The organism is Natronosalvus rutilus, from assembly GCF_024204665.1.
In the GTDB taxonomy this organism is placed as follows: domain Archaea; phylum Halobacteriota; class Halobacteria; order Halobacteriales; family Natrialbaceae; genus Natronosalvus; species Natronosalvus rutilus.
This window is the reverse complement of sequence record NZ_CP100355.1, coordinates 931,607-956,216: the sequence shown is the minus strand read 5'-3', so window position 1 is coordinate 956,216 and position 24,610 is coordinate 931,607. Positions and strand designations below refer to the sequence as shown.

Annotated in this window: 22 protein-coding genes; 15 read left to right on the top strand and 7 right to left on the bottom strand. The window is 65.6% G+C overall.

Going from position 1 to position 24,610, the window contains the following annotated elements:
• Positions 1–31: 31 nt before the first annotated feature.
• The 3 genes from NGM29_RS04715 to NGM29_RS04705 form a co-directional block, all read right to left on the bottom strand.
• Complete coding sequence (locus NGM29_RS04715; protein ID WP_254159267.1) at positions 32–1,156, bottom strand: site-2 protease family protein; 1,125 nt, start codon at positions 1,154–1,156, stop codon at positions 32–34.
• 394 nt (positions 1,157–1,550) lie between these two features.
• A complete protein-coding gene (locus NGM29_RS04710; RefSeq protein ID WP_253432306.1) occupies positions 1,551–1,790 on the bottom strand; it encodes a DUF7123 family protein in 240 nt (79 codons plus the stop codon).
• 236 nt (positions 1,791–2,026) lie between these two features.
• A complete protein-coding gene (locus NGM29_RS04705; protein WP_254159266.1) occupies positions 2,027–2,860 on the bottom strand; it encodes a molybdopterin synthase in 834 nt (277 codons plus the stop codon).
• Positions 2,861–2,967: 107 nt separating this feature from the next.
• Between NGM29_RS04705 and pyrH the strand changes: the two genes are divergently transcribed.
• Together pyrH and lysS are read left to right on the top strand one after the other, a co-directional pair.
• The gene (gene pyrH / locus NGM29_RS04700; RefSeq protein WP_254159264.1) at positions 2,968–3,699 is read left to right on the top strand and encodes a UMP kinase; all 732 of its coding nucleotides are present in this window, start codon (positions 2,968–2,970) and stop codon (positions 3,697–3,699) included.
• 43 nt (positions 3,700–3,742) lie between these two features.
• Complete coding sequence (gene lysS / locus NGM29_RS04695) at positions 3,743–5,434, top strand: lysine--tRNA ligase (protein WP_254160414.1); 1,692 nt, start codon at positions 3,743–3,745, stop codon at positions 5,432–5,434.
• Between the two features lie 56 nt (positions 5,435–5,490).
• On the opposite strand, the gene NGM29_RS04690 is transcribed toward lysS, so the two are convergent.
• Positions 5,491–5,862: a PIN domain-containing protein gene (locus NGM29_RS04690; RefSeq protein ID WP_254159262.1), complete on the bottom strand. Its 372-nt coding sequence runs from the start codon at positions 5,860–5,862 to the stop codon at positions 5,491–5,493.
• The gene (locus tag NGM29_RS04685; RefSeq protein WP_254159260.1) at positions 5,863–6,093 is read right to left on the bottom strand and encodes an AbrB/MazE/SpoVT family DNA-binding domain-containing protein; all 231 of its coding nucleotides are present in this window, start codon (positions 6,091–6,093) and stop codon (positions 5,863–5,865) included.
• A 248-nt stretch (positions 6,094–6,341) separates the two neighbouring features.
• Between NGM29_RS04685 and NGM29_RS04680 the strand changes: the two genes are divergently transcribed.
• The 4 genes from NGM29_RS04680 (at position 6,342) to upp (ending at position 12,936) form a co-directional block, all read left to right on the top strand.
• Positions 6,342–8,171: a site-2 protease family protein gene (locus NGM29_RS04680; RefSeq protein WP_254159258.1), complete on the top strand. Its 1,830-nt coding sequence runs from the start codon at positions 6,342–6,344 to the stop codon at positions 8,169–8,171.
• 467 nt (positions 8,172–8,638) lie between these two features.
• Positions 8,639–10,336 carry a nitrite/sulfite reductase gene (locus NGM29_RS04675; RefSeq protein ID WP_254159256.1) on the top strand — a complete coding sequence of 566 codons (1,698 nt, stop codon included), beginning with the start codon at positions 8,639–8,641 and terminating at the stop codon, positions 10,334–10,336.
• Positions 10,329–12,002 carry a Coenzyme F420 hydrogenase/dehydrogenase, beta subunit C-terminal domain gene (locus tag NGM29_RS04670; protein WP_254159254.1) on the top strand — a complete coding sequence of 558 codons (1,674 nt, stop codon included), beginning with the start codon at positions 10,329–10,331 and terminating at the stop codon, positions 12,000–12,002. Before NGM29_RS04675 ends, NGM29_RS04670 begins: the two co-directional genes overlap by 8 nt.
• Before the next feature lie 256 nt (positions 12,003–12,258).
• Positions 12,259–12,936, top strand: coding sequence for a uracil phosphoribosyltransferase (upp, locus tag NGM29_RS04665; RefSeq protein ID WP_254159252.1), 678 nt, complete (start codon positions 12,259–12,261; stop codon positions 12,934–12,936).
• Positions 12,937–13,035: 99 nt separating this feature from the next.
• On the opposite strand, the gene NGM29_RS04660 is transcribed toward upp, so the two are convergent.
• Positions 13,036–13,635: an alpha/beta hydrolase gene (locus NGM29_RS04660; protein ID WP_254159250.1), complete on the bottom strand. Its 600-nt coding sequence runs from the start codon at positions 13,633–13,635 to the stop codon at positions 13,036–13,038.
• A 120-nt stretch (positions 13,636–13,755) separates the two neighbouring features.
• On the opposite strand from NGM29_RS04660, the gene NGM29_RS04655 reads away from it, so the two are divergent.
• Positions 13,756–15,621, top strand: coding sequence for a S9 family peptidase (locus NGM29_RS04655; protein WP_254159249.1), 1,866 nt, complete (start codon positions 13,756–13,758; stop codon positions 15,619–15,621).
• A 52-nt stretch (positions 15,622–15,673) separates the two neighbouring features.
• On the opposite strand, the gene NGM29_RS04650 is transcribed toward NGM29_RS04655, so the two are convergent.
• Positions 15,674–16,300, bottom strand: coding sequence for a methyltransferase domain-containing protein (locus tag NGM29_RS04650; protein ID WP_254159248.1), 627 nt, complete (start codon positions 16,298–16,300; stop codon positions 15,674–15,676).
• 216 nt (positions 16,301–16,516) lie between these two features.
• Between NGM29_RS04650 and ahaH the strand changes: the two genes are divergently transcribed.
• From ahaH to NGM29_RS04610, 8 genes are read left to right on the top strand one after another with little or no spacing between them, the layout of a single operon-like run.
• Positions 16,517–16,849: an ATP synthase archaeal subunit H gene (gene ahaH, locus NGM29_RS04645; protein WP_254159247.1), complete on the top strand. Its 333-nt coding sequence runs from the start codon at positions 16,517–16,519 to the stop codon at positions 16,847–16,849.
• The gene (locus tag NGM29_RS04640; RefSeq protein WP_254159246.1) at positions 16,836–19,103 is read left to right on the top strand and encodes a V-type ATP synthase subunit I; all 2,268 of its coding nucleotides are present in this window, start codon (positions 16,836–16,838) and stop codon (positions 19,101–19,103) included. The genes ahaH and NGM29_RS04640 overlap by 14 nt, the downstream gene beginning before the upstream one ends.
• Before the next feature lie 6 nt (positions 19,104–19,109).
• The gene (locus NGM29_RS04635; protein ID WP_254159245.1) at positions 19,110–19,349 is read left to right on the top strand and encodes a hypothetical protein; all 240 of its coding nucleotides are present in this window, start codon (positions 19,110–19,112) and stop codon (positions 19,347–19,349) included.
• Positions 19,350–19,371: 22 nt separating this feature from the next.
• The gene (locus tag NGM29_RS04630; RefSeq protein WP_254159244.1) at positions 19,372–19,953 is read left to right on the top strand and encodes a V-type ATP synthase subunit E; all 582 of its coding nucleotides are present in this window, start codon (positions 19,372–19,374) and stop codon (positions 19,951–19,953) included.
• Positions 19,950–21,026, top strand: coding sequence for a V-type ATP synthase subunit C (locus NGM29_RS04625; protein WP_254159243.1), 1,077 nt, complete (start codon positions 19,950–19,952; stop codon positions 21,024–21,026). Before NGM29_RS04630 ends, NGM29_RS04625 begins: the two co-directional genes overlap by 4 nt.
• Positions 21,023–21,367 (top strand): V-type ATP synthase subunit F, encoded by a 345-nt coding sequence (locus NGM29_RS04620; RefSeq protein ID WP_254159241.1) that lies wholly within the window; start codon positions 21,023–21,025, stop codon positions 21,365–21,367. The genes NGM29_RS04625 and NGM29_RS04620 overlap by 4 nt, the downstream gene beginning before the upstream one ends.
• Before the next feature lie 3 nt (positions 21,368–21,370).
• Positions 21,371–23,128 (top strand): ATP synthase subunit A, encoded by a 1,758-nt coding sequence (locus NGM29_RS04615; RefSeq protein ID WP_254159240.1) that lies wholly within the window; start codon positions 21,371–21,373, stop codon positions 23,126–23,128.
• A gap of 6 nt (positions 23,129–23,134) precedes the next feature.
• Complete coding sequence (locus NGM29_RS04610; protein ID WP_254159239.1) at positions 23,135–24,550, top strand: ATP synthase subunit B; 1,416 nt, start codon at positions 23,135–23,137, stop codon at positions 24,548–24,550.
• Positions 24,551–24,610: the final 60 nt, after the last annotated feature.

The window sequence follows — 24,610 nt, the reverse complement described above, 5'->3', positions numbered from 1 at the left end:
CGGCGCCCTCGAGCACGGCAGTCTCGAGCAGTCAGTTGATCACGGCGATCGGCGCGGGCATGAAACACAGCAATCCGAGCCCGAACGTGACGACCCCGAGAGCGAACCGTTTGCGGTCCAGTCGGTCGTCGTCGATCGGGACCGCCGGGCCGACCGCCGCGAGCAACCCGGTGAACAGTCCCCAGAACACCCAGATGAACACCGAGTTTCCGCTGTAGTCGCCCACGTAGTAAAGGTAGCCCGCGAGCGCGAACAGGACCCCGGGCACCAGCGCCGCGATGGTCTCCTGGAGGTCGCCGGCCATCGCCCGCAGGATGTGGCCGCCGTCGAGCTGGCCCACCGGGATCAGGTTCAGGAACGTGATGAACATCCCGACCCAGCCGCCGATGACGACCGGGTTGACGTTTCGAGTCGGGTCGTCAGCGTACAGCGGCTGGTCGACGGCGGCCGCGATCAACTCGAGCATCGGCGGGAACCCCAGTCGAATCTGGGTCGCGTTCGGGTCGGTCGCCCCCTCGGGAACGGGCACCGGCGGGAGGTGGAGGCCGACGACGGTGACGACGACGGTCGCGACGAGCCCGGCAATCGGGCCCGCGACGCCGATGTCAAACAGCGCCTTGCGGTCGGGCATCTGGCCTTTCATCTTGATCACGGCACCCATCGTCCCGATGAGCGTCGGCACCGGCAGGAAGTACGGCAGCGAGGCGTCGACCCGGTGGTAGCGACTCAGCACGTAGTGGCCCATCTCGTGGACGCCGAGGACGCCGAGGATAGCGACGGTGAACGGCCAGGCGCGCCACATCTCGGCTGGGTTGGCGATCGGGTCGATGCCGTACCACATCGTCCCGGCGAACAGCGTCGAGACGACCGTGGCGAGCAGGAGAAAGACGTTCGTCCAGGGAACGCCGTCCGGGCCGAGTGAGAGCGGTTCCGCGACGAGCACGTACTCGCCGCGGCGAACCGTGAGCTGCACGTCGTAGCCGGCGTCTCGAAAGTCCCGCCAGAGTTCGCGCATCATTCGCTCGGGGGCCATTTGCGGCGTGCCGTAGTAGCGAATCTCCTCGTCATCCACGGCGATCTCGTAGACCGAAAACGCCGGTTCGATCGACTCGAGGGGCGGGCCGTCGACGGGGTCGGTCGGGTCCGCCGGATCCATTACCGGTTCGTTGACCGCCTGTGCGTATAAATCGACTGTCGGCGGCGAGCGCTGGTGGAAACCGGGTGAGTGGGAGCGGGAGCGGCTATTGCGGTCGTTTCTGACCCAGTCGACACTCGAGGCGTGGAGACGATCGAACACGAGTCGCCACTCGAGACCTGGGGACAATGGAAGGGGAACGCCCGGCGCCGACGGGTACGACAGGGTCGGCGCCGGAACGTGTGTGCGTGTTGGGTGTCCGCTGTGCGTTCGATCACGCCCCCGTCCGGTTGGCGAGGGCGGCGGTACGTGGGTGGGCGATACAGATCGCCCGGGTCCGGCAATGATCGCCGTGTGCGCCTTGGAGGAACGCACACGCGTCGGGGCCGTTCAGGGCGTCAATGGCACGACGCGATCAGGCGGGGGCGACGCGCCAGGTCGTCGCGCTCGTGTACGACCACTTCTCGATCTCGAGATCGGTCGCCGAGTCGGAGAGTTTGACCATCAGCGCGCCGATTTCCTTAGGAGAGAGACCGACGTCGTCGGCGATGAACTTCCCTTTGAAGTACATCTCACCGTCTGCGGCACGGTCGCGCAGGTACTGCTTCAGGCGGAGTTCTTTGCGGTCGGTGGAGGGTTGGGCTGTCGTGCTCATCGACAACTACCTCTACAGACCGGATACTGTTATAAAGGTCAGTTACTTAGAACCGTTTCAAATCGCTTCAGGCAAACGAGGGGTAATCCTCGTTTTATCCGTGTTTTACGAACCGTTAAAGGCTCCACCAGATCCGCTTAGACGTTTTAAAACAGCTACTAACATATTATTGGTCGAATCTCATCGAGGGTCGCAAACGGTCGTGGAAATAGTATTACAATGTCACTTTGATCGTCTCACGAGCGTTCGTGAACCCAGAATTCGTCCTCGACCGTCACTTCCTTCTTGAATAGCGGCACCTCGTCTTTGAGTCGATTGATCCCGTCTTCGACCGTCCGAAACGCCTCCTCGCGGTGGCCTGCGAGGACGACGACGTACACGATGTCCTCGCCGTCGCGAACGACGCCCGTTCGGTGGTGCAACTCGACGCCGAAGACGCCCTCGCGCGCCTCGAGTTCCGCCTGGATCGTCGCCATGCGCTGCTCGGCGACCCCTTCGTAGGTCTCGAACTCGAGATACTCCGTCCGCTCGTCATCCGGAGCGTCTTTCGCGCGGACGCGCCCGGTAAACGTCGCGATCGCTCCCGCCTGATCCGCCGCCGGACGATCCCTAAGGCGATCCACGAGGGACTCGAGCGTCTCGTAGGGTTCGTGGGCCTCGAGCTCCGTGACGAGGGACTTGAGGTCGAGGTCGCCGGGCGCGTCGACGGTCGCGAGAACCGGCGAGCGAGCGATGGCGGCGTCGTCGCCGACCACGACCGACGGGTGCCCTGGGATCTCGAGGCCGACGACGACCGCGAACGCGCAGTCGGTCGCGAGGGTGTCGAGGGCGTCGGTTACCGAGAGGCCAGTCCCCGTGGCCGTCCAGTCGCCGTCGGCGCCGAGGGCGTAAGTGACGTCGCCGCCGGGGGTGAGCCCCGAACTTCGGGCGTCCGCCAGTCCGTCCGCGATTGTCGCGTCGTAGCGCACGACGCCGACTCGGCCCGCCTGCGAGAGCCTGTCGACGGCCAGGTCGGCCGTTCGCTCGAGGACGTCGGCGGGCCCGTCGCCAATGATGCCCAGGACGTACATACTCGATACTCGGCGCCGAGCGTTTTGTAGCTGTCGTCCACGTGCGGAGCGGCAGCCGAACGGGGTTGACAACCCTTAAGATGGCAACCCCGTTAGACCGCGGTAGTATGAAAGTGGTCGTCTCTATTGGTGGGAGCGTGCTCGTGCCCGAGCCCGGCGCGGATCGGGTGCAAGCACACGCCGCCGTCGTCGAAGATCTCGTCGCAGACGGGTGCCGAGTCGGGGCCGTCGTCGGGGGCGGCGGCGTCGCTCGCGAGTACATTAGCGCCGCCCGGGACCTTGGCGCCAACGAAATCGAACTCGACCAGCTGGGTATCGACGTCACCCGGCTCAACGCGCGCCTGCTCATCGCCGCTCTCGGCGAAGATGCCGTGACGGCGCCGGCTCGAGACTACGAGACCGCCGGCGACTCCCTCCGGCGCGGTGAGGTCTGCGTGATGGGCGGGGTCGCTCCGGCCCAGACGACCGACGCCGTCGGCGCCGCTCTCGCGGAGTACGTCGACGCCGACCTGCTCGTCTACGCCACGAGCGTCCCCGGCGTCTACTCCGACGACCCGAACGAGAACGACAGGGCGACGAAGTACGACGAACTGTCGGCCACGGAGCTAGTAGACGTCATTGCCGGCCTCGAGATGAACGCCGGCTCCTCGGCGCCCGTCGACCTGCTGGCCGCCAAAATCATCCAGCGCTCGGGCATGCGAACCATCGTCCTGGACGGGACGGATCCGGATCGGATCGCCCGGGCAGTTCGTTACGGCGACCACGACGGCACGGACGTCATTCCGGAAGGAGCGGGCGAGGAACCGACCTACTGGGCGGGCGAGACCGATGAGCACTGAAGGGACGGACTCGAGCGGCGGCGAACGCGGTGCGGGCGACGAGATGGCGACGGGCGAAACGGAACACCCCTACACACTCCAGCGCGAGCGCGACGAGGGGAGCGGCGACGAGTACCACGTCTTCTGGGCCGACGAGATCGCCGACCGGATCGAGGCTCGAGACCCCGAGGAGCCGGTCGTCATCAAGGGCGGCATCTCCCCCTCTGGCGTCCCCCACCTCGGCAACATGAACGAAATCATGCGCGGTTACTACGTCGCCGAGGTCCTCCGCGAGCGCGGCCACGAGGTCCGGCAGGTGTTCACCAGCGACGACCGCGACCCCCTCAGAAAGCTCCCCCGCACGCTCTGTGACCTCGAGGGGAACCTCGTCGACCTCGGGAACGTCGACGCGGGCGCGCTCGGTCGGAACCTTGGCGCCCCCTACACCGATATCCCGGACCCCTTCGGCTGCTGTGACTCCTACGGCGACCACTTCTCAACTATCATCCAGGACAGCGCGGACGCCCTCGAGGTACCTATTGACCTCGTCTCGACGACCGACCTCTACCTCGAGGGAGAGTTCGACGACGTCGTCGAGTACGTCCTCGAAAACCGTGAACGCGCGGCCGATGTGCTCTCGACCTACCAGGACAAGGTCGACAGCGATGGCGACTACGTCCCGTTCAATCCGATCTGCGAGGAGTGCGGCAAGGTGACCGAGACCGTCACCGGCGTCGACCTCGAGGCCGGCACCGTCGACTACGAGTGCACCGACATGGAGGCCGGCGACCGGACGATTTCGGGCTGTGGCCACGAGGGAACCGCCACGTTCCGCGAGGGCAAAATGCCCTGGCGCTTCGAGTGGCCCGGCCAGTGGCAGGTCCTGGGCGTCGACTTCGAGCCCTTCGGGAAGGACCACGCCGAGGGCTCCTGGCCCAGCGGGGAGGATATCTCTCGAAACTTCTTCGAGGTCGAACCGCCCGTCCCGATGGTCTACGAGTGGTTCACCCTCGACGGCGAGCCCTTCTCGTCCTCGCAGGGGAACGTGATTCTGGTATCGGACGTCCTCGAGGTGCTCGAGCCCGAAGTGCTGCGGTACTTCTTCGCGAAGGACCCGGCGAAGGCCCGGGACTTCAGCGTCGAGCGCCTCGACCTCCTGGTCGACGAGTTCGACCGATTCGAAGCGATCTACTTCGGCGAAGTGGAGGCCAGCGAGGACGAGCAAGCGTTCGCCGAGCGGGTGTATCCGCTGGTGGTCGGCGGCGTCGACGAACTCGAGGAACGAGCGGAGCGCATCCGCCTCCCCTACACCTTCGCCGCCGTCCTCGGCATGACCGAGGACCCCGAACTGCGCGAGGAGATTGCCCGCCGCGAGGGTCACATTCCCGACGACGCCCCCGAGTGGGCCGTCGAGGACGCCCTCGCCCGCGTCGAGCGCGCCCGTAACTGGGCCCGGCGCACCGAGAACGAGTTCGACTACGAACTCAAGCGCGAGGCGATCCCGGACCACGACTTCGACGCGGCGACGGAGGCGGCGCTCGAGGAACTGGCCGACTTCATCGAGGAAGGCCACGACCCCGACGAGATCCAGGGCGAGATCTACGAGACCGCGAAGCGCCACGACGTCGGCGTCGGCGACTTCTTCTCGGCTGGCTACCGCCTCTTCTTCGACGAGGAGCAGGGACCGAAGCTCGGTCCGTTCCTCGCGAAGGTAGATCGAGCGTTCGTCGTGGATCGGCTTCGACGGGAGCGATAGCTTCAGTCTACGTTTCAGATCGGGCCTCCTGCTACCCGGTACTCCGTCTTCAGTGACTACTCGTCTACCGACTTCAGATCGAGACGGGGGCTGAACCCTTCGTACGCCCCGTCACTCGAGACGATAGTGTCGTCCCTGGACTCGATGAGGTGAAGTGCATCGAACGGCGTGAAGCCGTGGTCTTCTACGTACGTTGCCGCTGCGATGACGGTGTCCACGTCACCGCGAACGTTGACGAGTCTCGCGGCGTTCGTCACGACCCGTTCCGTATCACGGTCCTCGCAGTAAGCGACGAGGAGCAGTTCGATGAGCGTGAACTGCGAGGTCCACAGGTCGTCTCGATGATCGCGATACACCGTCTCGGCCGCCTCACCGAGCCAATCGTCGTCCTTGATGAGCGCGAGGAGAAAGTCCGTTTCCGCGTACATTCAGCGCCCAGCCTCGTCCAGCGCCGCTTCGCGTGCCTCCTCACGGAGTTCGCTAGTGGTCTTCTCGACACCCGCAAACTCGTCTCGGAGTGCCTCGAGGGGATCGTCCGCGATCGGAATCAACTTGATTCCGTCGTGGAGCTGGGCGATGTGATAGTGGTCACCGTATCGCTCTCGGAGCGCCTTCGGGAGCGTCAAACGCCCGCGATCGTCCAGCGTCGCGTCGGTCATACGCAGTCGTACGATGGGTATTCACAAGAATCTTCCCCGAGAATCAGAAGCTACCCACACAAGTCGGTACGCCATCTGGAGACCAGTATTCAAAAGCCGTCCAGGCCGGTTTCGACCTGCCGATGGCGTGACGGCCACCCCTACCCGCTGCTCGTGGGCACGCACTCGTGACTGCCCCTCGAGGTGAACACGCTCCGGCACGGTCCCAGACAAAACGCCTTTGGCCACGCCTCCCCCAGAACATACCAATGCAGTCTTCCACGGTCGTCGCGTTCCTCCCCATCTCGGACACTCTCACGTGGATTCTCGCCGGGATCGCCGCCTATTGGCTCGCCATCATCGCCCTCCGCCAGCGCGGCCTCCTCCCCGACTACGTCAAGACCCAGGGGCCGATCCTGACGATCCACACAAAACGCGGGCGCGCCTTCCTCGACTGGCTCGCCGGGCCCAGACGGTTCTGGCGCGCCTGGGCGAACTTCGGCGTCGGCATCGCCATCGTCGTCATGGGCGCGATGTTCGTCTTCCTGCTCACCGCCGCGTTCGCCGCCGCGAACTCCCCCCAGCCCTCGAGCGTCCAGCAACCCTCGAACGTCCTCGTGATACCGGGCGTCAACGAGTTCCTGCCACTGTCGGCCACGCCGGGCATCGTCATCGGCCTCCTGGTCGGCCTCGTCGTCCACGAGGGCGGCCACGGCCTCCTCTGTCGCGTCGAGGACATCGACATCGACTCGATGGGCGTCGCCATGCTCGCCGTCTTGCCGATCGGCGCGTTCGTCGAACCCGACCAGGAGAGCAGTCGAGCGGCCTCCCGCGGAGCGCAAACGCGGATGTTCGCCGCGGGCGTCACGTTCAATTTCGCGGTGACGATCCTCGCGTTCGCCCTGCTCTTCGGCCCGGTCGTCGGTTCGATCGGCGTCGCCCCGGGCGCCGCCGTCGGCGGGGTCGCCCCCGGTTCGCCCGCCGAAGCTGCGGGCATCCAGCCCAACGATCGCATCACCGCCATCGAGGGCCAGCCAGTCGAGTCGAACGACGACCTCTCGGAGACGCTCGAGGCCGGGGGGAGCGGCACCGTCACCGTCGAACTCAACGGCGACCGGACCGAGGAGATGGACCAGTCCTTGCCGGTGACCGCCGCGCTCGAGGACTCGCCGATCGACATCGAGCCCGGCGACCTCATCCTGGCTGTCGACGGTGACCCGGTCGTCACCGAGGCCGGCTTCCTCGAGGCCGTCGGCGACAGCGAGGTCGTCGACCTGACCATCGAGCGCGACGGCGAGGAGCGAACGCTCGAGGCAGTCCCTATCGGGAGCGTCGTCCAAGTGGCCGACGACGGGCCGCTCACCGAGGCGGGAGCCCCCGCCGGCGAGCGATTCGTCATCACCGAGTTCGACGGCGAGCGCACGCAGTCGTACGCCGACCTCGAGTCCCTGCTCGGCGACACCGATCCCGGCGACGAGGTGACCGTCGCGGGCTACCTCGGCGGCGAGCGCGTCAGCTACGACGTCACCCTCGGCGAACGCAGTCAGCTCACCGAGGGCGGAACCGTCGGCTTCTTCAGCGTCGGCGGCATCTCGGGCGTCCAGGTGAGCGACGCGGGCCTCGAACTGTACCCGGTCGAGGAGTACCTGGCGGTCCTCGGCGGCGACGGCGACGCTCAGGGCAGTTACGGCCACATCACCGACAGCTTCCTCGGGAAGGTCGCGTTCGTGCTCTTCTTGCCGATCGTCTCCGTCGTCGGCCTCCTGCCGTACAACTTCGCCGGCTTCGCCGGCGGCATCGAGAACTTCTACCAGGCCCAGGGGCTGCTCGCCGGCCTGGGCGACTGGACCGTGTTCGCCATCGCCAACGCGCTGTTCTGGACCGGGTGGATCAACATCCAGCTCGGCTTCTTCAACTGCATTCCGGCGTTCCCGCTCGACGGCGGGCACATCCTCCGGACGAGTACGGAGTCCGTCCTCTCGCGGCTCCCGCTCGAGGCGACCCGGGGAATGGTTCGGGTCGTGACGACGCTCGTCGGCGTCACGATGCTCGTGAGCTTCCTGTTCATGCTGTTCGGGCCGCAACTGTTGGCAGGGTGACCGGCCGAGAGGTCTCGGCTCGAGGACGGAATCGAATCGAGCGCTCACCGACGTTGTCAATCAACCTGAAGACGGTCGGGAACGGCCGTCGCCGCCGCTGCCCGAAGCCGGCAATTTCCTCCGCATCGTAGCGAACGACCAGCACCCAATAACCCGCCTGGACCGATAGCGTACCGGTTCGGAGTGATCACGGCGAGCGGCGGGAACGTCGGTCGGGCGTGCCGGGCTCTACCTCGCCGAGGCCGGCGGACGCCCGGATAGGATCGACCCTTCGCTACTGATCTCGCTGGTGGGCGTGTCACGGGTACCGGCAAGAATGTGAACGTTTCGCGCAGCGCAAGCAGCGTTGACCGTGATACCAAGAGGCATTGAGAGGGCGACTGTAAGACATTCGCACGCAAGTTGCGTCGGTGATTCACCATGCACGGTACAGACGGTCCCCCGGACCAGAACCGGAGGACGACACGATGAACGCGGTCGAGGAGTGGAAACGAGAGAAACACCCGCTGGACGTGATCGAGGACATCAGGCAGTACGCCGAGGAGGGGCTGTCCTTCGACGAGATCGAAGAGCGCGCCGGCGGCGGCGAGTGGGAACGGCTCAAGTGGGCCGGAATGTACAGCCACGGCGTTCAGGACGGCTACTTCATGATGCGGACGAAGGTTCCCGGCGGCTACCTCACGCCCGATCAGGCCGAGGTGATCGGCGAGGTCGTCGAGGAGTACGCTACCGCGCCCGAGGAGTACGGCGGCGAGAACCAGAACGAATGCTGGGGCGACGCCTACCTCGACATCACCACCCGACAGGACGTCCAGAAACACTGGGTGGAGATCGAGGACGTCCCCGACGTCTGGGAGCGCTACGACGAGGTCGGCCTGACGACGATCCAGGGGTGCGGTGACGGCGCGCGGAACGTACTCGGCTGTCCCGCCGCAGGGCTCGACGACCACGAGTGCTTCGACGCCCAGCCAGTCGTCGACGCCGTCTCCGACTACTTCACCGGCAATCGCGAGTACGCGAACCTCCCCCGGAAGTTCAAGATGACGATCACGGGGTGTAAACACGACTGCGCCCAGTCCCAGATCAACGACCTCGGACTGGTTCCCGCACGTAAGGAACTCGAGGGACAGGAGTACTACGGCTTCCACGTCCGCGTCGGCGGCGGCCTCTCGGACGGTCCGCGGATGGCCTCGAACCTCGACGTTTTCGTCCCGCCTGAAGCCGCCGTCGAGTTCTGCCGGGCGGTCGCCCAGACGTTCAAGGAACTCGGCGACCGCAACAACCGCGGCGTCTGCCGGATGCGCTACCTCGTCGAGCAACTCGGCCCCGAAACGTTCGAGGCGGCAATCCGCGACCGCTGCACCGTCGACCTGCCCACCAGGGGCGTCGACCTCACCGAGGGGTACGCCGGCGACCACGTCGGCGTCCACGACCAGAAGCAGGAGGGCCTGACCTACGTCGGCTTCAACGTGATCGCCGGACGGATGGGTGGCGACGAGTTCGCCAAGGCGGCCCGCGCGGCCAGGACGTACGGCACCGATGACGCCTCTATCCGGCTGGCGACTGACCAGAACTTCCTCATCACCCACGTTCCAGCGGAGAACGTCGAGGACCTGCTCGCGGAGCCGTTCGCCCAGGACTACCAGCCCGATCCGGGGCCGTTCTCGCGCGGCGCCGTCGGCTGCACCGGTTCGGAGTTCTGTAACTACGGCATCATCGAGACAAAAAAGCGCGTCAGGCGCTGGGCCCGCGAACTCGACGAGCGCATCGACACGCTGGACGACCTCGAGGTCGTCCGGATGCACATGTCGGGCTGCTCGGCCTCCTGCGCCCAGCCCCAAATCGCGGACATCGGTTTCCGTGGCGAGACCGTCCAGGTCGATACCGATGGGGACGATGACGCCGACGCCATCGTCGAGGGCATGGACTTCGGCCTCGGTGGCTCGATCGGGTCCGACAACGAGTTCCTCGACTGGGTCGAGAACGCGGTGCCCGCCGACGCCGTCATCCCCGCCCTCGAGCGGCTGTTCGAGGCCTACGCCGAGGACCGGACCGACGGCGAGCGGTTCTACGAGTGGTGTCGTCGGGTCGACAACGGGCACCTGCGCTCGATCATGAAGCGGGCCGACGCACCCGTCACCGAGGGGGTGGCCGCCGATGACTGACGAGCACGATGAACGGGCGACCGAGACCCGCCAGGGCGACGAACGGAGCGACGCCCCTGCCCTCCCGGGCGTCCCCGAGGCGGACGTCGACGGTGACGAGGAGTCCGTCCCGACGGCGTCGGGCGCGCGGATCCACCGCCCCGACAGCGAACACGGCACGATTCCCGCCGACGGCGTCGGTCCCGGCGCCGAGGCGCCCGAATCGGCCGCGCAATCTTCGGCAAGTACGGCGAGTCGAGATTCATCGGAGCCTCGGTCTGACGACGTTCCCGCGAGTGAAACGAGGGGGAGTACGTCAGGGCTCCGCTCTGACGGTGGTGCTCGGCCGGCCAACGTCGACGCCGACGGGACCCTCGGCGACGTGGAGTTCACCGAACCTGCCAAGGGGGTCAGCCAGGACGTCGACAGCGGCGCCCCCGACGAGCGCGTCGGCGTTCCCGAGGGCGTCGACCTCGACACGCCGGGCTACGAGATCCGTTCGGAGATGAACGACATCGAGACGCCCGACGAGAAGACCTGGTTCATGGAACTGGACGAAGCCGTCATCGACGACGGCCGCTGTATCCAGTGTGGGACCTGCGTCTCGGCCTGCCCCTCGGATTCCATCGGCGTCGGCGACGACGACCTGCCGAAACTGGTCAAGATGTGTACCGGCTGTTCACTCTGCTGGGACTTCTGCCCCCGCGGCGGCCTGCGCTACGAGCGCCAGTGGAAGATCACCGGCGGCGACGACAACGTCTCGGGCGCGGGCGACCCGATCACGGAGTTCTCCGCGAAGGTCGACGACGACTGGACGGACGGCGCCCAGGACGGCGGCGTCGTCACTGGCATCCTCGCCACCCTGCTCGAGGCCGGCGAGATCGACGGCGCGCTCGTCGCCACCGAGAGCGAGGAGGAGCCCTGGAAGGCCGAGAGCTACCTCGCCACCAGCCGCGAGGACCTGATCGAGAACGCGGGCACCATCTACAACCAGACGCTCGCGCTCGGCAACCTCGACCTCGGTCAGTGGGAGCACAAGCTTCCCGACAAGCCCTGGGAGGACATCTCGCTGGCGCTCGTGGGCACTCCCTGCGAGATCGAGGGCATCCGCGCCCTACAGGACTTCGAGTGGGAGTACGGCGCCCAGGAGGAGGGCGTCCGCGCGGTGGAATACACCATCGCGCTGATGTGCACCAAGAATTTCAACTACTACAGCCTCATGGGCGAGCACCTCGAGGAACAGCGGGGCATCTCGCCCGCCGAGATTGGCAAGATGGACGTCCTCCACGGGAAGTTGATGGTCTACGACCTCGACGGCCGGATGATGCTGGAGGAGGACATCGAGAACTTCCACGACGCCGCGCTCAAGGGCTGTGACGAGTGCGCCGACTTCACCGGTTACGCCGCCGACGTTACCGTCGGGTCCGTCGGCTCCGCCGACGAATTCTCGAGTGTCATCGTCCGCACCGAGCAGGGTCTGAAGGCGTGGGAACTCACCGAACCCGTTCTCGACTACCACGACCTCGAGGATCGGTCGGCCATCGGCGGCCTCCAGAGCTGGGACAAGAAGAAGGCCTTCGAGAGCCTCGAGCGGCCGTTCGACCCGGACGCGCCGCGGTTCATCGACTACGCCGACCACGCCGAAAACTACGGTACTGCGCTGAACCCGCACGACGCTGGGCACTGAACGGGCCGGACCGATGCCGGACGCCGAACGGACCTGCCCGAAACCGGACCGACACCGGACGACCGGCGAACCGTCGGGCGCCACCTGCACCGGCACCTGTACCTGCAGCTGAAACGCCCCCTCCGGACCGACTCGAGGCACCGCCCGCGAGCCGTTCGAGGTTCGAGGCTCGAGTGGTGACGAGAGCGGGGCGCTCGGAGGGAGGCTCGTCTCGAGCAATCGGTACAATAAATGTCACCGCCCGCAGAGTGCCGGTATGCCGATCGAAGACCGCGGTGACGCCTACCTCGTCACCCACGCGCTGGCGAAGGACACGCTCTCGCGCCTGCGGGACATCGAAACCGAGCAGGTGAGCTTCCGCAAGGGACTCGTGAAACTCGGGCGAATCTGTGGCTACGAGATCATCGACGGGCGCATGGAGACCGAGTACGTCGAGATCGAGACGCCCCTCGAGGCGACCATGGGCGAGCGGGTCAAGGGCCTCGACGACGTGGTCATCATCAACGTCCTCCGGGCCGCGACGCCCTTCGTCGAGGGATTGCTCAAGGCCTTCCCGCGCGCCCGTCAAGGCGTCATCAGCGCCAGTCGCGACGAGGAGGCCGGGCGCGACGAGAACGGCACCTTCCCGATCACCATCGACTACGTCAAACTTCCCGAGATTACCGAAGACGATACCGTGATCGTCGCGGATCCAATGCTCGCGACGGGCAGCACCATGAACGCCGTCCTGGAACACGTGATCGCGAACTCGACCGATCCGGAGCATCTGATCGTCCTCTCGGCAGTTTCGGCGCCGGAGGGACTCCTCCGCGTGAGCGAGGCCGTCCCCGAGGCCGACCTCCTGACGGTGGCTATCGACGACCACCTCGACGAGAACGGGTTCATCGTCCCCGGCCTGGGTGACGCGGGCGACCGGGCGTTCCGGACGACCTGAGCGGTCGACGAGCCGCCTTTCTGTGGGCGTGTTTCCACGACGGGGTGTCGCTCGAGCGAGAGTCAGTGACCGAACCGATGACTCGGAGAGAGCGACGCCTCACTCGAGCGTCTCGGCGAAAAACTCGCCAATCTCCGTCGCGACCGACTCGTGCTGGCCGACGAAGAAATGGTCGGCCGAGAACTCAAGCACGCGGTCGCCCCGTTCCGTCGCCGCCTCGACGACCGGTTCCCAGTCGACGGTCGAATCCCGGGTCCCGTACCCGACCTGGACCGGAGTCTCGAGCGACGCGAGCGCCGGCACCACCTCGAGATCCGAACCGAGGCTAGAAGGCGGTGCCAGCGCCGAGACCGCGTCGGCGGCGGGGTCGTCGGCGCTCGCGAGCAGGGCCAGGCCGGAGCCGAAACTGAAGCCGAAGACGCCGACGTGATCGTATCGTGGGCTCGCCCAGCGAATCGCGTTCCGGACGTCCTCGCGCTCGCCGTGGCCCTCGTCCCACTCCCCGTAGTCGATCCGCAGGCAGGCGATTCCCCGCTCGAGGAGGGCGTCGCTGACGGCGACCAGGCGGCGGTCTCCCCGGTTCCCGCCATGCTGGGGGTGAGGCGGACAGGCGACGACGATCGCGGTCGGTTCCGACGACGGTTCCTCGAGCGTGGCCCGGACGTCTCGCGCTCCGGGGACGACGATCGGCTGTGACACGGCCGGCGGTTCGACCTCGAGGGGCTTGAAGCCACCATATCGACCGCTGGCGAGGGTGCGAAACCGGTGAGACGTGACGTATTTCCAAGTATTGAAGAGCCCCCCGAGTCACGGTGTCGTATGGCACAATCTACCGACGCCGACGTTCTCGAGGAGCTGGCGAGTCTGCCGACGATGGCCCATCCGACGGTGAGTCCGGACGGCGACGAAGTGGCACTCTACTACGACGTGACGGGCCGAAACGAGCTCCACGTCCTCGACGTCGAGAGCGGCGACCTCGAGCAGTGGTCCGACGGCGAGGTCCCTCGAAACGCCCGCTGGTTCGTCACCTGGGGCGACGGTGATCGAGTGTTCTTCCACCTCGACGACGACGGTAACGAGCAGAACGACATCTACGCGCTCACCCGCGATGGCGAGGTCGAGTCCGTCCTCGAGATGGACGGCCAGGTCACGATCCAGGACGTGAGCGACAACGGCGAGACGCTGGTCGTCGGCTCCACGCGAGACGGGCAGATGAACCTTTACCGCCACGGTCGCTCGAGCGGCGAGACGACCAAGATCACCGACTACGAGCGGGCTGCTGGCGGAGCGACGCTCTCGCCGGACGGCGAGCGAGTGGCGTTCTCGACGAACGAATCCGACGATCACAACAACAAGGACGTCTACGTGATGGACGTCGACGGCTCGAATCCCCGAAATCTCGAACTGGGTGAGGACGGCGCAGAGTCGATGCCCAACGACTGGAGCCCCGATGGCGAGCGCTTGCTCGTCAGCGACAACTCCGCTGACCTGGGGCGGATCGGCGTCTACGACCTCGAGTCGGACTCCGTCGAGTGGTACGGCGAGGACGAGTACGAGGAACACGGCACCACCTTCCTCCCCGACGGCGAGCGGGTACTCGCGATGCGGAGCCGTGACGCCGTCGCTGTCCCTATCGTCTACGACCTCGAGACCGGCGAGAGCCGCGAGTTCGACGTCCCCGAGGGCGTCGCCTCCCTGGGCGGCTATGGTCCCGGCAGCGTCGTCATCGACGACGACCGGGTGCTCGTCCAGCACACGACGCCCACCCGGCGCCCCGAGCTGCTGGTCTACGACCTGTCCGAAGACAGCTACGAGACGCTGCTCGAGGCCGAGTACGGGCCGTTCGATCCCGAGGACTTCGCGGACGCGGAGTACCTCCGCGTGGACTCCGACGGCATCCCGGAGACGCCCCAGCGCGCCGTCGAGCACGAGCCTTACGACGAACTCGAGATCGGCGCGCTCTTCTACGATTCGGGCGAGCGACCGTCGCCGCTGATCGTCAACCCCCACGGTGGCCCCCGCGCTCGAGACACGAAGTCGTTCGACCTCTACACCCAGGTGCTGGTCTCCCAGGGCTTCTCGGTGTTGCAAATCAACTACCGCGGATCCACCGGACGAGGACGAAAGTTCGTTCGCGAACTCTACGACGACTGGGCGGGTGCCGAGCAGGGCGACGTCGCCACCGCGGCCGAGCACGTTCTCGAGACCTACGACTTCCTCGATTCGGACCGCGTCGTCGTCTTCGGCGGCTCCTACGGCGGCTACTCCGCCTACTGGCAGATGGTCCAGTACCCCGACCTCTACGCGGCGGGGGTCGCCTGGATCGGCCTCACCGACCTCGAGGACATGTTCGAGAACACGATGCCCCACTTCCGGACCGAGTTGATGGAGACCTACCTCGGGACGCCCGAGGAGAACCCCGACCTCTACCGGGAGCGTAGCCCCGTGACCCACGTCGAGAACGTCGAGGACCCGATCTTCCTCGTTCACGGCGTCAACGACCGCCGCGTCCCCGTTTCGCAGGCCCGGATCTTCCGGGACGCCCTGCTCGAGAGCGGCTACGAGGAGGGCGAGGACTTCGAGTACGAGGAACTCGGCGAGGAGGGTCACGCCTCTTCGGACCAGGCACAGAAACTGCGGATGTTCGAACTGCTGGCTGACTTCCTCGAGCGGCGGGTGGAGTGAGGTCGGCTCGATATGGGCAACCAAAGTATCGGCGTCAAATCGCGTCTCGAGGTTACTTCTCGGGCGCTCGAGCGATCGTCGTGATCGCCACCTCGGGCTCGTAGGACGGTCCCTGGAACAGGTGCTGGACCTCTTCGAAGCCCGCCTCCTTGAACATGCGATCGGCCTCGTACTCGTCGTAGAAGAGCATCATCGCGTCGGCCAGCACCTGGGCGATCCGGTTGTCCGGGTAGTTCGGCCCGACGACGAGCACCTGGCCGCCCGGTTTGAGCACGCGGTTGAACTCCCGAAGGGCGAGGACGGGTTCGGGCCAGTATTCGATCGATCCCGAGGACCAGACGACGTCGAACGTGTCAGTCTTGAACGGCAGTCGCTCGGCGTCGCCCCGGTGAAAGTCGACGCGGCCGCCCGTCTTCCCGAACTTGGCGTAGGCCTTCTCGAGCTGGTGTTCACTCTGGTCGAGCGCGTAGACGGTGTCGACGTGCTCGAGCAGACCCTCGGTCGCGAAGCCGGTACCACAGCCCACGTCGAGCACCATTTCAGCGTCCTCGAAGTCCAGCAGCGAGAGCGCCTCGGTTCGCATCTCTTCGTTCCAGATGAAGGGGTTGATCCGGTCGTAAATCGTCGAGAGGTACTTGTAGAACAGCCGCGCCCGCGCCTTGTTCTCGAGGATTCCCATTTGGCGCCGATTGGTCGCCTGGCGTGATAGGTCTGTCCATCCAGCGTGATTCGGCGCTCCCGTCCGTCGGCAGGGCGGCTGTTGACACCGCTGGGGCGATTCGAGAGAGGCGCTCGTCGGCAGTTCGTTCGTGACCGGAGCGAAACGCGAGGCCGCACGCCAGCCACTTTCGCAACTACCTTATACGCGCTCAAGCAAACGTCGGGTGCTTAGAGTATGCCGAGGCCACAGGTTCTACAAGAGATCAAGTCGGCAGAAGAGGAGGCCGACGAAATCGTCGCACAGGCGGAGAACGACCGCGACGAGCGCATCGCCGAGGCCCGGAAACGCGCCGAGGAGATACGCTCGGAAGCGGAAGCGGAGGCTCGAGACCTCAAGGAGCGCCGGCTCGAGGACGCTCGCGAGGAGATCGACGCCGAGTGTGAGCGCGTGCTCCGGGAGGGAACCGAAGATCGCGAGGCGCTCGAGAAACGCGCCACGACACGGGTCGACGAGGTGGCATCCCACGTCGTCGACCTGTTCCAGGAGGACGTCAATGCTCAGACCTGAACGGATGAGCAAGGTCTCGGTGACCGGTTCGAAGGGCGTCATGCCCACGGTCATCGAGGCAGTCTACGACCTGAACCTGGTACACCTCTCGGACTACGACGGCTCCTGGGCGGGCTTCGATAACGGCAACCCCATCGCGGGCGCCGACGAGGCCTCCGAGAAGCTCGTCACGGTCCGGGCCCTCGAGAGCACGCTCGACCTCGAGGACGACGACGTCGACGTCCAGTCCGGACGGCTCGGCAAGGACTGGGAGTCCCGCCTCGAATCCATCCGGACGCGGGTCAACGACCTCGACGACCGACGTACCGAGGTTCGCGACCAGTTGCGCCGCGTCAGGGAGCGACTCGACCGGATCGAACCGTTCGCGGACCTCGGGATCGACCTCGACTTGCTGTCGGGGTACGACTCCGTCGAAGTCGTCGTCGGCGAGGGGTCGCTGACTGAGGTCGAGGCCGTCCTCGACGCGTCCGACGACGTCCGTGCCTACGAGACGTTCACCGGCGACGGAGTCGTCGCGATCGTCGCAGCACCCGCCGCCGGAGCCGACGAAGGGTTCGTCGACGACGCCCTCGTCGGCGTCGACTTCAGTCGCTACCAGGTGCCCGAGACGGAGAAGGACCCCGAGTCCTACGTGTCCGATCTCGAGCGCGAGGAACACGAACTCGAGGCCAAACTCGAGGAAATCGACGCCGACCTCGAGACGATCAAGACCGAGGAGGGCGCGTTCCTGTTGCTCGCCGAGGAAAAACTCACGGTCGAGGTCCAGCGCGCCGAAGCGCCGCTCCAATTCGCGACGAGCGACCGGGCGTTCATCGCCGAGGGCTGGATCCCGACGACCGAGTACGACCGCCTCGTCGCCGCGCTGAACGACGCCGTCGGCGACAGCGTCGAGATCGAAGAACTCGAGCGCGCCGACTACGACCGTCACGGCGCCCACACGCACACCGAAGACGTCCAGAAGGGGACGCCCGCCGCACAGGACGACGACGGGCCGACCGCCAGTGAGGACGAAGAAGAGCGGGCTGAACAGAAAGCCGTCACCGACGGTGGCTCGGCCGTCACGATGGACGACGAACCGCCGGTCATCCAGGACAACCCCGGCGTCGCGAAACCATTCGAGGCCCTGGTCAACGCGGTCAACAAACCGAAGTACAGCGAACTCGACCCAACGGTCTTCCTGTTCCTGACGTTCCCGGTCTTCTTCGGCTTCATGATCGGTGACGTCGGCTACGGGATCCTGTACGTCGCCATCGGCTACTACATGGCAACCAACTTCGAGAGCGACGGCGTCTCGAGCCTGGGCGGCGTGGCCATTTGGGCCGGTGCGTTCACGATCATCTTCGGGTTCATCTACGGCGAAATCTTCGGCCTACACGTTCTCGGATCTATCGTCTGGGGCGACCTGCTCAACGTCGAACTGTTGCCGCTGAACAAGGGTCTCGAACCCGGTGCGTCCGACTTCGCCATCGGCTGGATGGTCGTGAGCGTGCTCGCCGGCATCGTGCACCTGAACATCGGCTACCTGATCGACTTCGTCGAGAACCTGAGCCACGGCCTCAAGGATGCGCTCTTCCACAGCGGGTCGTGGATCCTGATGCTCAACGGCATTTGGATCTGGATCTTCTCGGCACAGGCCGAAGCGTCGAAGCCAGAGTTCCTCTTCACGACGTTTGCTAGCGACGGGCCGTTTCCCATCGGGTTCACCGGCTTCCCCGAGTGGGGGCTGGTGACCATCCCACTCCCTGCCGTCGGCGACTTCCTGTTGACGGCACCCTTGCTCGTCTTCCTAATCGGCCTCGTCATGCTGATCAGCAGCGAACCCGTCGAGGCCGTCGAAGCCCTCGACGTCGTCGTCAACGTCTTCTCGTACACCCGGATGGGCGCAGTGTTGCTCGCGAAGGCCGGCATGGCGTTCGTGGTCAACCTGCTGTTCTTCGGGGCCTACGAGGACCCCGATGGCGCGTTCCACTTCCTGGGCTCGGCCGGACACGACCCCAGCTACGTCGCCGAACACTACGACAGCGGGGCCACCGTAATCTTCGACGGCCTCATGCACATGGGCGGCATCGCTGGACTCATCGGCGGGTTCGTCATTCTAGTCGTCGGACACGTCGTCGTGTTAGTCCTTGGCGTGACAAGCGCCGGCTTACAGGGAGTTCGACTCGAGTACGTCGAATTCTTTAACAAGTTTTATGAAGGCGGTGGAGCCAACTACGAACCGTTCGGACACGATCGAACCTACAGTCAGGAGTAATCAAAAATGATGGAATCCCTCGAAGCCTCGAACGTTGCACTGCAGACGCTGAACGACCCCGGCGCGGCCGCCGCGATCGCGGTCGGTCTCGCGGCGCTCGCCTCGGGATACGCCGAGCGAGGTATCGGTGCGGCTGCCGTCGGCGCGATGGCCGAGGACGACGACATGTTCGTGCCGGGCCTGATCATGACCGTCCTCCCAGAGACGCTCGTGATCCTGGCACTGGTCGTCGTCTTCATCGCCTGAGCACCCCGTTCGCTTTTCCACAATGAGTTTGGATACAGTCGTCACAGACATTCGAGAAGAGGCCCACGCGCGTGCGGAGGAGATCCGCGCGGAAGGCGAGGCTCGCGCCGAGGAGATCGAGTCGGCGGCCGAGGACGACGCCGAGGAAACCCTCGAGCGTGCCGAGACCGAGGTCGAACGCGAGATTGAGCAGTTGCGCGAACAGCGACTCTCCAGTGCGAAACTGGAGGCGAAACAGGAGCGCCTGGAGGCCCGACGGAACGTCCTCGGCGACGTTCGCGAGCAGGTCGAAGCCGAACTGGTCGGCCTCGAGAGCGAGACCCGCGAGGACCTAACGCGGACGCTCATCGACGCCGCCGGCGAGGAGTTCGACGAGGGCGACGACGTCAGCGTCTACGGTCGTGCCGACGACCAGGCACTGATCGAGTCGATCCTCGCGGACTACGACGGCTACGCGTACGCCGGCGAGCGCGACTGCCTCGGCGGCGTCGTCGTCGAGAGCGAGCAGTCTCGCGTCCGGGTGAACAACACCTTCGACTCGGTGCTCGAGGACGTCTGGGAAGAGAACCTCCGGGAGATCAGTAACCGACTCTTCGAGCAATGAGCACGGGCGCCTCGAATCCGGAATACGTGAACGCTCGCGTGCGGTCGCGTCGGGCCTCGCTGTTCGCGGACGAAGACTATCGGAAGCTGGTCCGGATGGGGCCGAGCGAGATCGCACGGTTCATGGAGGAGACGGAGTACGAACGCGAGATCAACGCCCTCGGCACCCGCTTTTCCGGCGTCGACCTGATCGAGTACGCGCTGAACCAGAACCTCGCCAGGCACTTCCACGACTTGCTGGACTGGTCGGACGGTCGCCTCTACGACCTGATCGCCCGATACCTCCGGAAGTTCGACGTCTGGAACCTGAAGACGATCCTCCGAGGCATCTACACCGACTCCAACGCCGAGGAGGTTCGGACGGACCTGATCCGTGCCGGCGAACTCGACGAGCGAACCATCGACCGCCTGCTCGAGGTCGACACCATCGAGGACGCGATCGAAGTACTCAGCCGGACGATTTACCACGATCCGCTCGAGGTCGCCTACGAGGAGTACGAGGAGAGCCACGCGCTGGTCCCCCTCGAGAACGCGCTCGATCGGGCGTTCTACGAACGGCTGCTGGCTGACATTCGGGGCCTCGACACGCCCGGGTCGGCCGGTCCACAAGAGGGCCCACGAGCGCTCTACATCGAGTTCCTCCAGGCCGAGATCGACTTCCGGAACGCACGGAACGCCCTGCGACTCGCTCGCAGCGGCGCCGACCTCGACCCCGCGGCATACTACATCGACGGCGGCGTGCTCTTCACCGAGAGCGAACTCCGCCAGTTGGTCAACCGCTACGACGACCTGGTCGATCACATCGCCGCCAACCGACGCTACGGTGACCGCCTCTCGGGCGCGCTCGACCGACTGCGCGACGCCGACAGCCTGATCCAGTTCGAGCACGCCGTCGACGCCGCGTTGCTCGAGTACGCGGATACGCTCTCGAGCATCTACCCGGTGTCGGTGTCGGCCGTGCTGTCGTACATCCTCGCGAAGGAACGCGAGATCGAGAACATCCGCGCCATCGCCCGCGGTCGGGAGGTCGGCCTCTCGGAAAGTGAGATCGAAGAGGAGCTGGTGATCCTATGAGCCAGGAAATCGCGGTCGTCGGCAGTCCGGAGTTCACCACGGGCTTTCGGCTCGCCGGCGTCAGACGGTTCGAGAACGTCCCCGACGACGAAAAGGCCGACACCCTCGACGACGCCGCCACGGCCGTCCTCGAGGACGGCGACGTCGGTATCGTCATCATGCACGAGGGCGACCTCGAGTATCTCTCGCGAAACGTCCGCTCGGACGTCGAAACGAGCGTCGAACCGGTCGTCATCACCATCGGCGGCGGCGCCAGCGGTGGCGGCGGCCTTCGCGAGCAGATCAAACGCGCCATTGGGATCGACCTGATGGACGAGGACGAAGACCAAGACAGTGAGTAACCTATGAGCCAGGCACTAGAATCCGTCGACGAAGACGGTGTGATAGAAAGCGTGAGCGGTCCCGTCGTGACCGCCGCGGACCTCGACGCCCGAATGAACGACGTCGTCTACGTCGGCGACGAAGGGCTGATGGGCGAGGTCATCGAAATCGAAGGGAACCTGACCACGATTCAGGTCTACGAGGAAACCTCCGGCGTCGGCCCCGGCGAACCCGTCGAGAACACGGGCGAGCCACTGAGCGTCGACCTCGGACCCGGTCTGCTGGACACCATCTACGACGGCGTCCAGCGACCCCTCGACGAACTCGAGGAGAAGATGAACTCGGCGTTCCTCGACCGCGGGGTCGACGCGCCGGGCATCGACCTCGAGCGAACGTGGGAGTTTACGCCCACCGTCGAGGAGGGTGACGCGGTCGAACCCGGGGACGTCATCGGTGAGGTTCCCGAAACCGAGAGCATCACCCACAAAGTGATGGTCCCGCCGGACTACGAGGGCGGCGAGATCACCTCAATCGAGAGCGGCACGTTCACGGTCGACGAGGTCGTCGCCGAACTCGATTCCGACGAGGAGATCACGATGCACCAGGAGTGGCCGGTTCGGTCGGCCCGACCCGCCGAGGAGAAGCAGACGCCGACGATTCCGCTCATCAGCGGCCAGCGCATTCTGGACGGCCTCTTCCCGATCGCCAAGGGCGGCACCGCGGCGATTCCGGGCCCATTCGGCTCCGGAAAGACGGTCACCCAGCATCAGCTCGCGAAGTGGGCCGACGCGGACATCGTCGTCTACGTCGGCTGTGGCGAGCGTGGCAACGAGATGACCGAGGTCATCGAGGACTTCCCGGAACTGGAAGACCCCAAGACCGGGAAGCCGCTGATGTCCCGGACCTGCCTCATCGCGAACACCTCGAACATGCCCGTCGCGGCCCGCGAATCCTGCATTTACACGGGCATTACCATCGCGGAGTACTTCCGCGACATGGGCTACGACGTCGCGCTGATGGCCGACTCCACCTCGCGGTGGGCAGAGGCCATGCGAGAGATTTCGAGCCGACTCGAGGAGATGCCCGGTGAGGAGGGCTACCCTGCCTACCTCGCCGCGTCGCTCTCTGAGTTCTACGAGCGCGCCGGCCTATTCCAGAACGTCAACGGCACCCAGGGATCGGTGTCGGTCATCGGTGCAGTCTCGCCCCCGGGCGGCGACTTCTCCGAGCCCGTCACCCAGAACACCCTGCGTATCGTCAAAACGTTCTGGGCGCTGGACGCCGACCTCGCCGAGCGTCGGCACTTCCCCTCGATCAACTGGAACGAGTCGTACTCGCTGTATCGACAGCAACTCGACCCCTGGTACCGGGAGAACGTCGCAGAAGACTACCCCGAGATCCGCCAGTGGGCCGTCGACGTGCTCGACGAGGAAGACGAACTCCAGGAGATCGTCCAGCTCGTCGGCAAGGACGCCCTGCCGGAAGACCAGCAGATGACTCTCGAGGTCGCACGCTACCTCCGGGAGGCGTGGCTCCAGCAGAACGCGTTCCACGACGTGGACACCTACTGCGAGCCCGAGAAGACCTACCGGATGCTCCAGGCGATTCGAACGTTCAACGACGAGGCCTTCGAGGCGCTCGACGCCGGCGTCCCGGTCGACGAGATCCAGGACGTCGACGCCGCGCCCCGACTCAACCGGATGGGAACCGCCGAGGACTGGCACGAATTCATCGACGAACTCGAGTCGGACCTCGAGTCCCAGATTAAGGCCCTCTACTAGCCAATCATGAAAGAATATCAAACGATCACGGAAATCAGCGGTCCGCTGGTGTTTGCCGAGGTCGACGAACCCGTTGGCTACGACGAGATCGTCGAGATCGAAACGGAAGACGGCAAGACCCTTCGCGGACAGGTACTCGAATCGAGCGAAGGACTCGTCTCGATCCAGGTGTTCGAGGGGACGGGCGGCATCGACCGCAACGCCTCCGTTCGCTTCCTGGGCGAGACCATGAAGATGCCCGTCACGGAGGACCTGCTCGGTCGCGTGCTCGACGGGTCCGGGAACCCCATCGACGGCGGTCCCGAGATCGTTCCCGACGAGCGACTCGACATCGTCGGGGCGGCGATCAACCCCTACTCCCGGGAGTACCCCGAGGAGTTCATCCAGACGGGTGTCAGCTCCATCGACGGCATGAACACGCTCGTTCGCGGGCAGAAACTGCCGATCTTCTCCGGTTCCGGACTGCCGCACAACGATCTGGCGCTCCAGATTGCCCGGCAGGCAACGGTGCCGGAGGAGGAAGGAGAAAGCGACGAGGGCTCGGAGTTCGCCGTCATCTTCGGCGCGATGGGCATCACCCAGGAGGAGGCCAACGAGTTCATGCAGGACTTCGAACGCACCGGCGCGCTCGAGCGCTCGGTCGTCTTCATGAACCTGGCGGACGACCCCGCCGTCGAGCGGACGGTCACGCCGCGACTGGCCCTGACCACCGCGGAGTACCTCGCCTTCGAGAAGGACTACCACGTCCTCGTCATCCTCACGGACATCACGAACTACTGTGAGGCACTGCGCGAGATCGGCGCGGCCCGCGAGGAGGTTCCGGGCCGACGTGGCTACCCCGGGTACATGTACACCGACCTGGCCCAGCTCTACGAGCGGGCGGGTCGAATCGAGGGCCGCGAGGGCTCGGTCACTCAGATTCCGATCCTGACGATGCCTTCCGACGACATCACCCACCCGATTCCGGACCTGACGGGCTACATTACCGAGGGTCAGATCATCGTCGACCGATCCCTGAACAGCCAGGGGATCGAGCCGCCGATCAACGTCCTGCCCAGCCTGTCGCGGCTGATGGACGACGGGATCGGCGAGGGGCTGACCCGTGGAGACCACGCGGACGTCTCCGACCAGCTCTACGCCGCGTACGCGGAGGGTGAGGACCTACGCGACCTCGTGAATATCGTCGGTCGCGAGGCGCTGACCGAACGGGACAACAAATTCCTCGACTTCGCCGACCGGTTCGAAAACGAGTTCGTCCAGCAGGGGTACGATACCGACCGGTCGATCGAGGACACCCTCGAGATTGGCTGGGACCTGCTCTCGACGCTGCCCAAGGAGGAACTCAACCGGATCGACGAGGACCTCATCGCGGAGCACTACCGCGAGTCCGAGGAGTCCGCGGAAGCCGTTCAGGCCGACTAACCTTCTCGCGTTTCGAACGACGCCGTTTTCCTGTATTCGCCCGCTCGAGCACCGATTTTT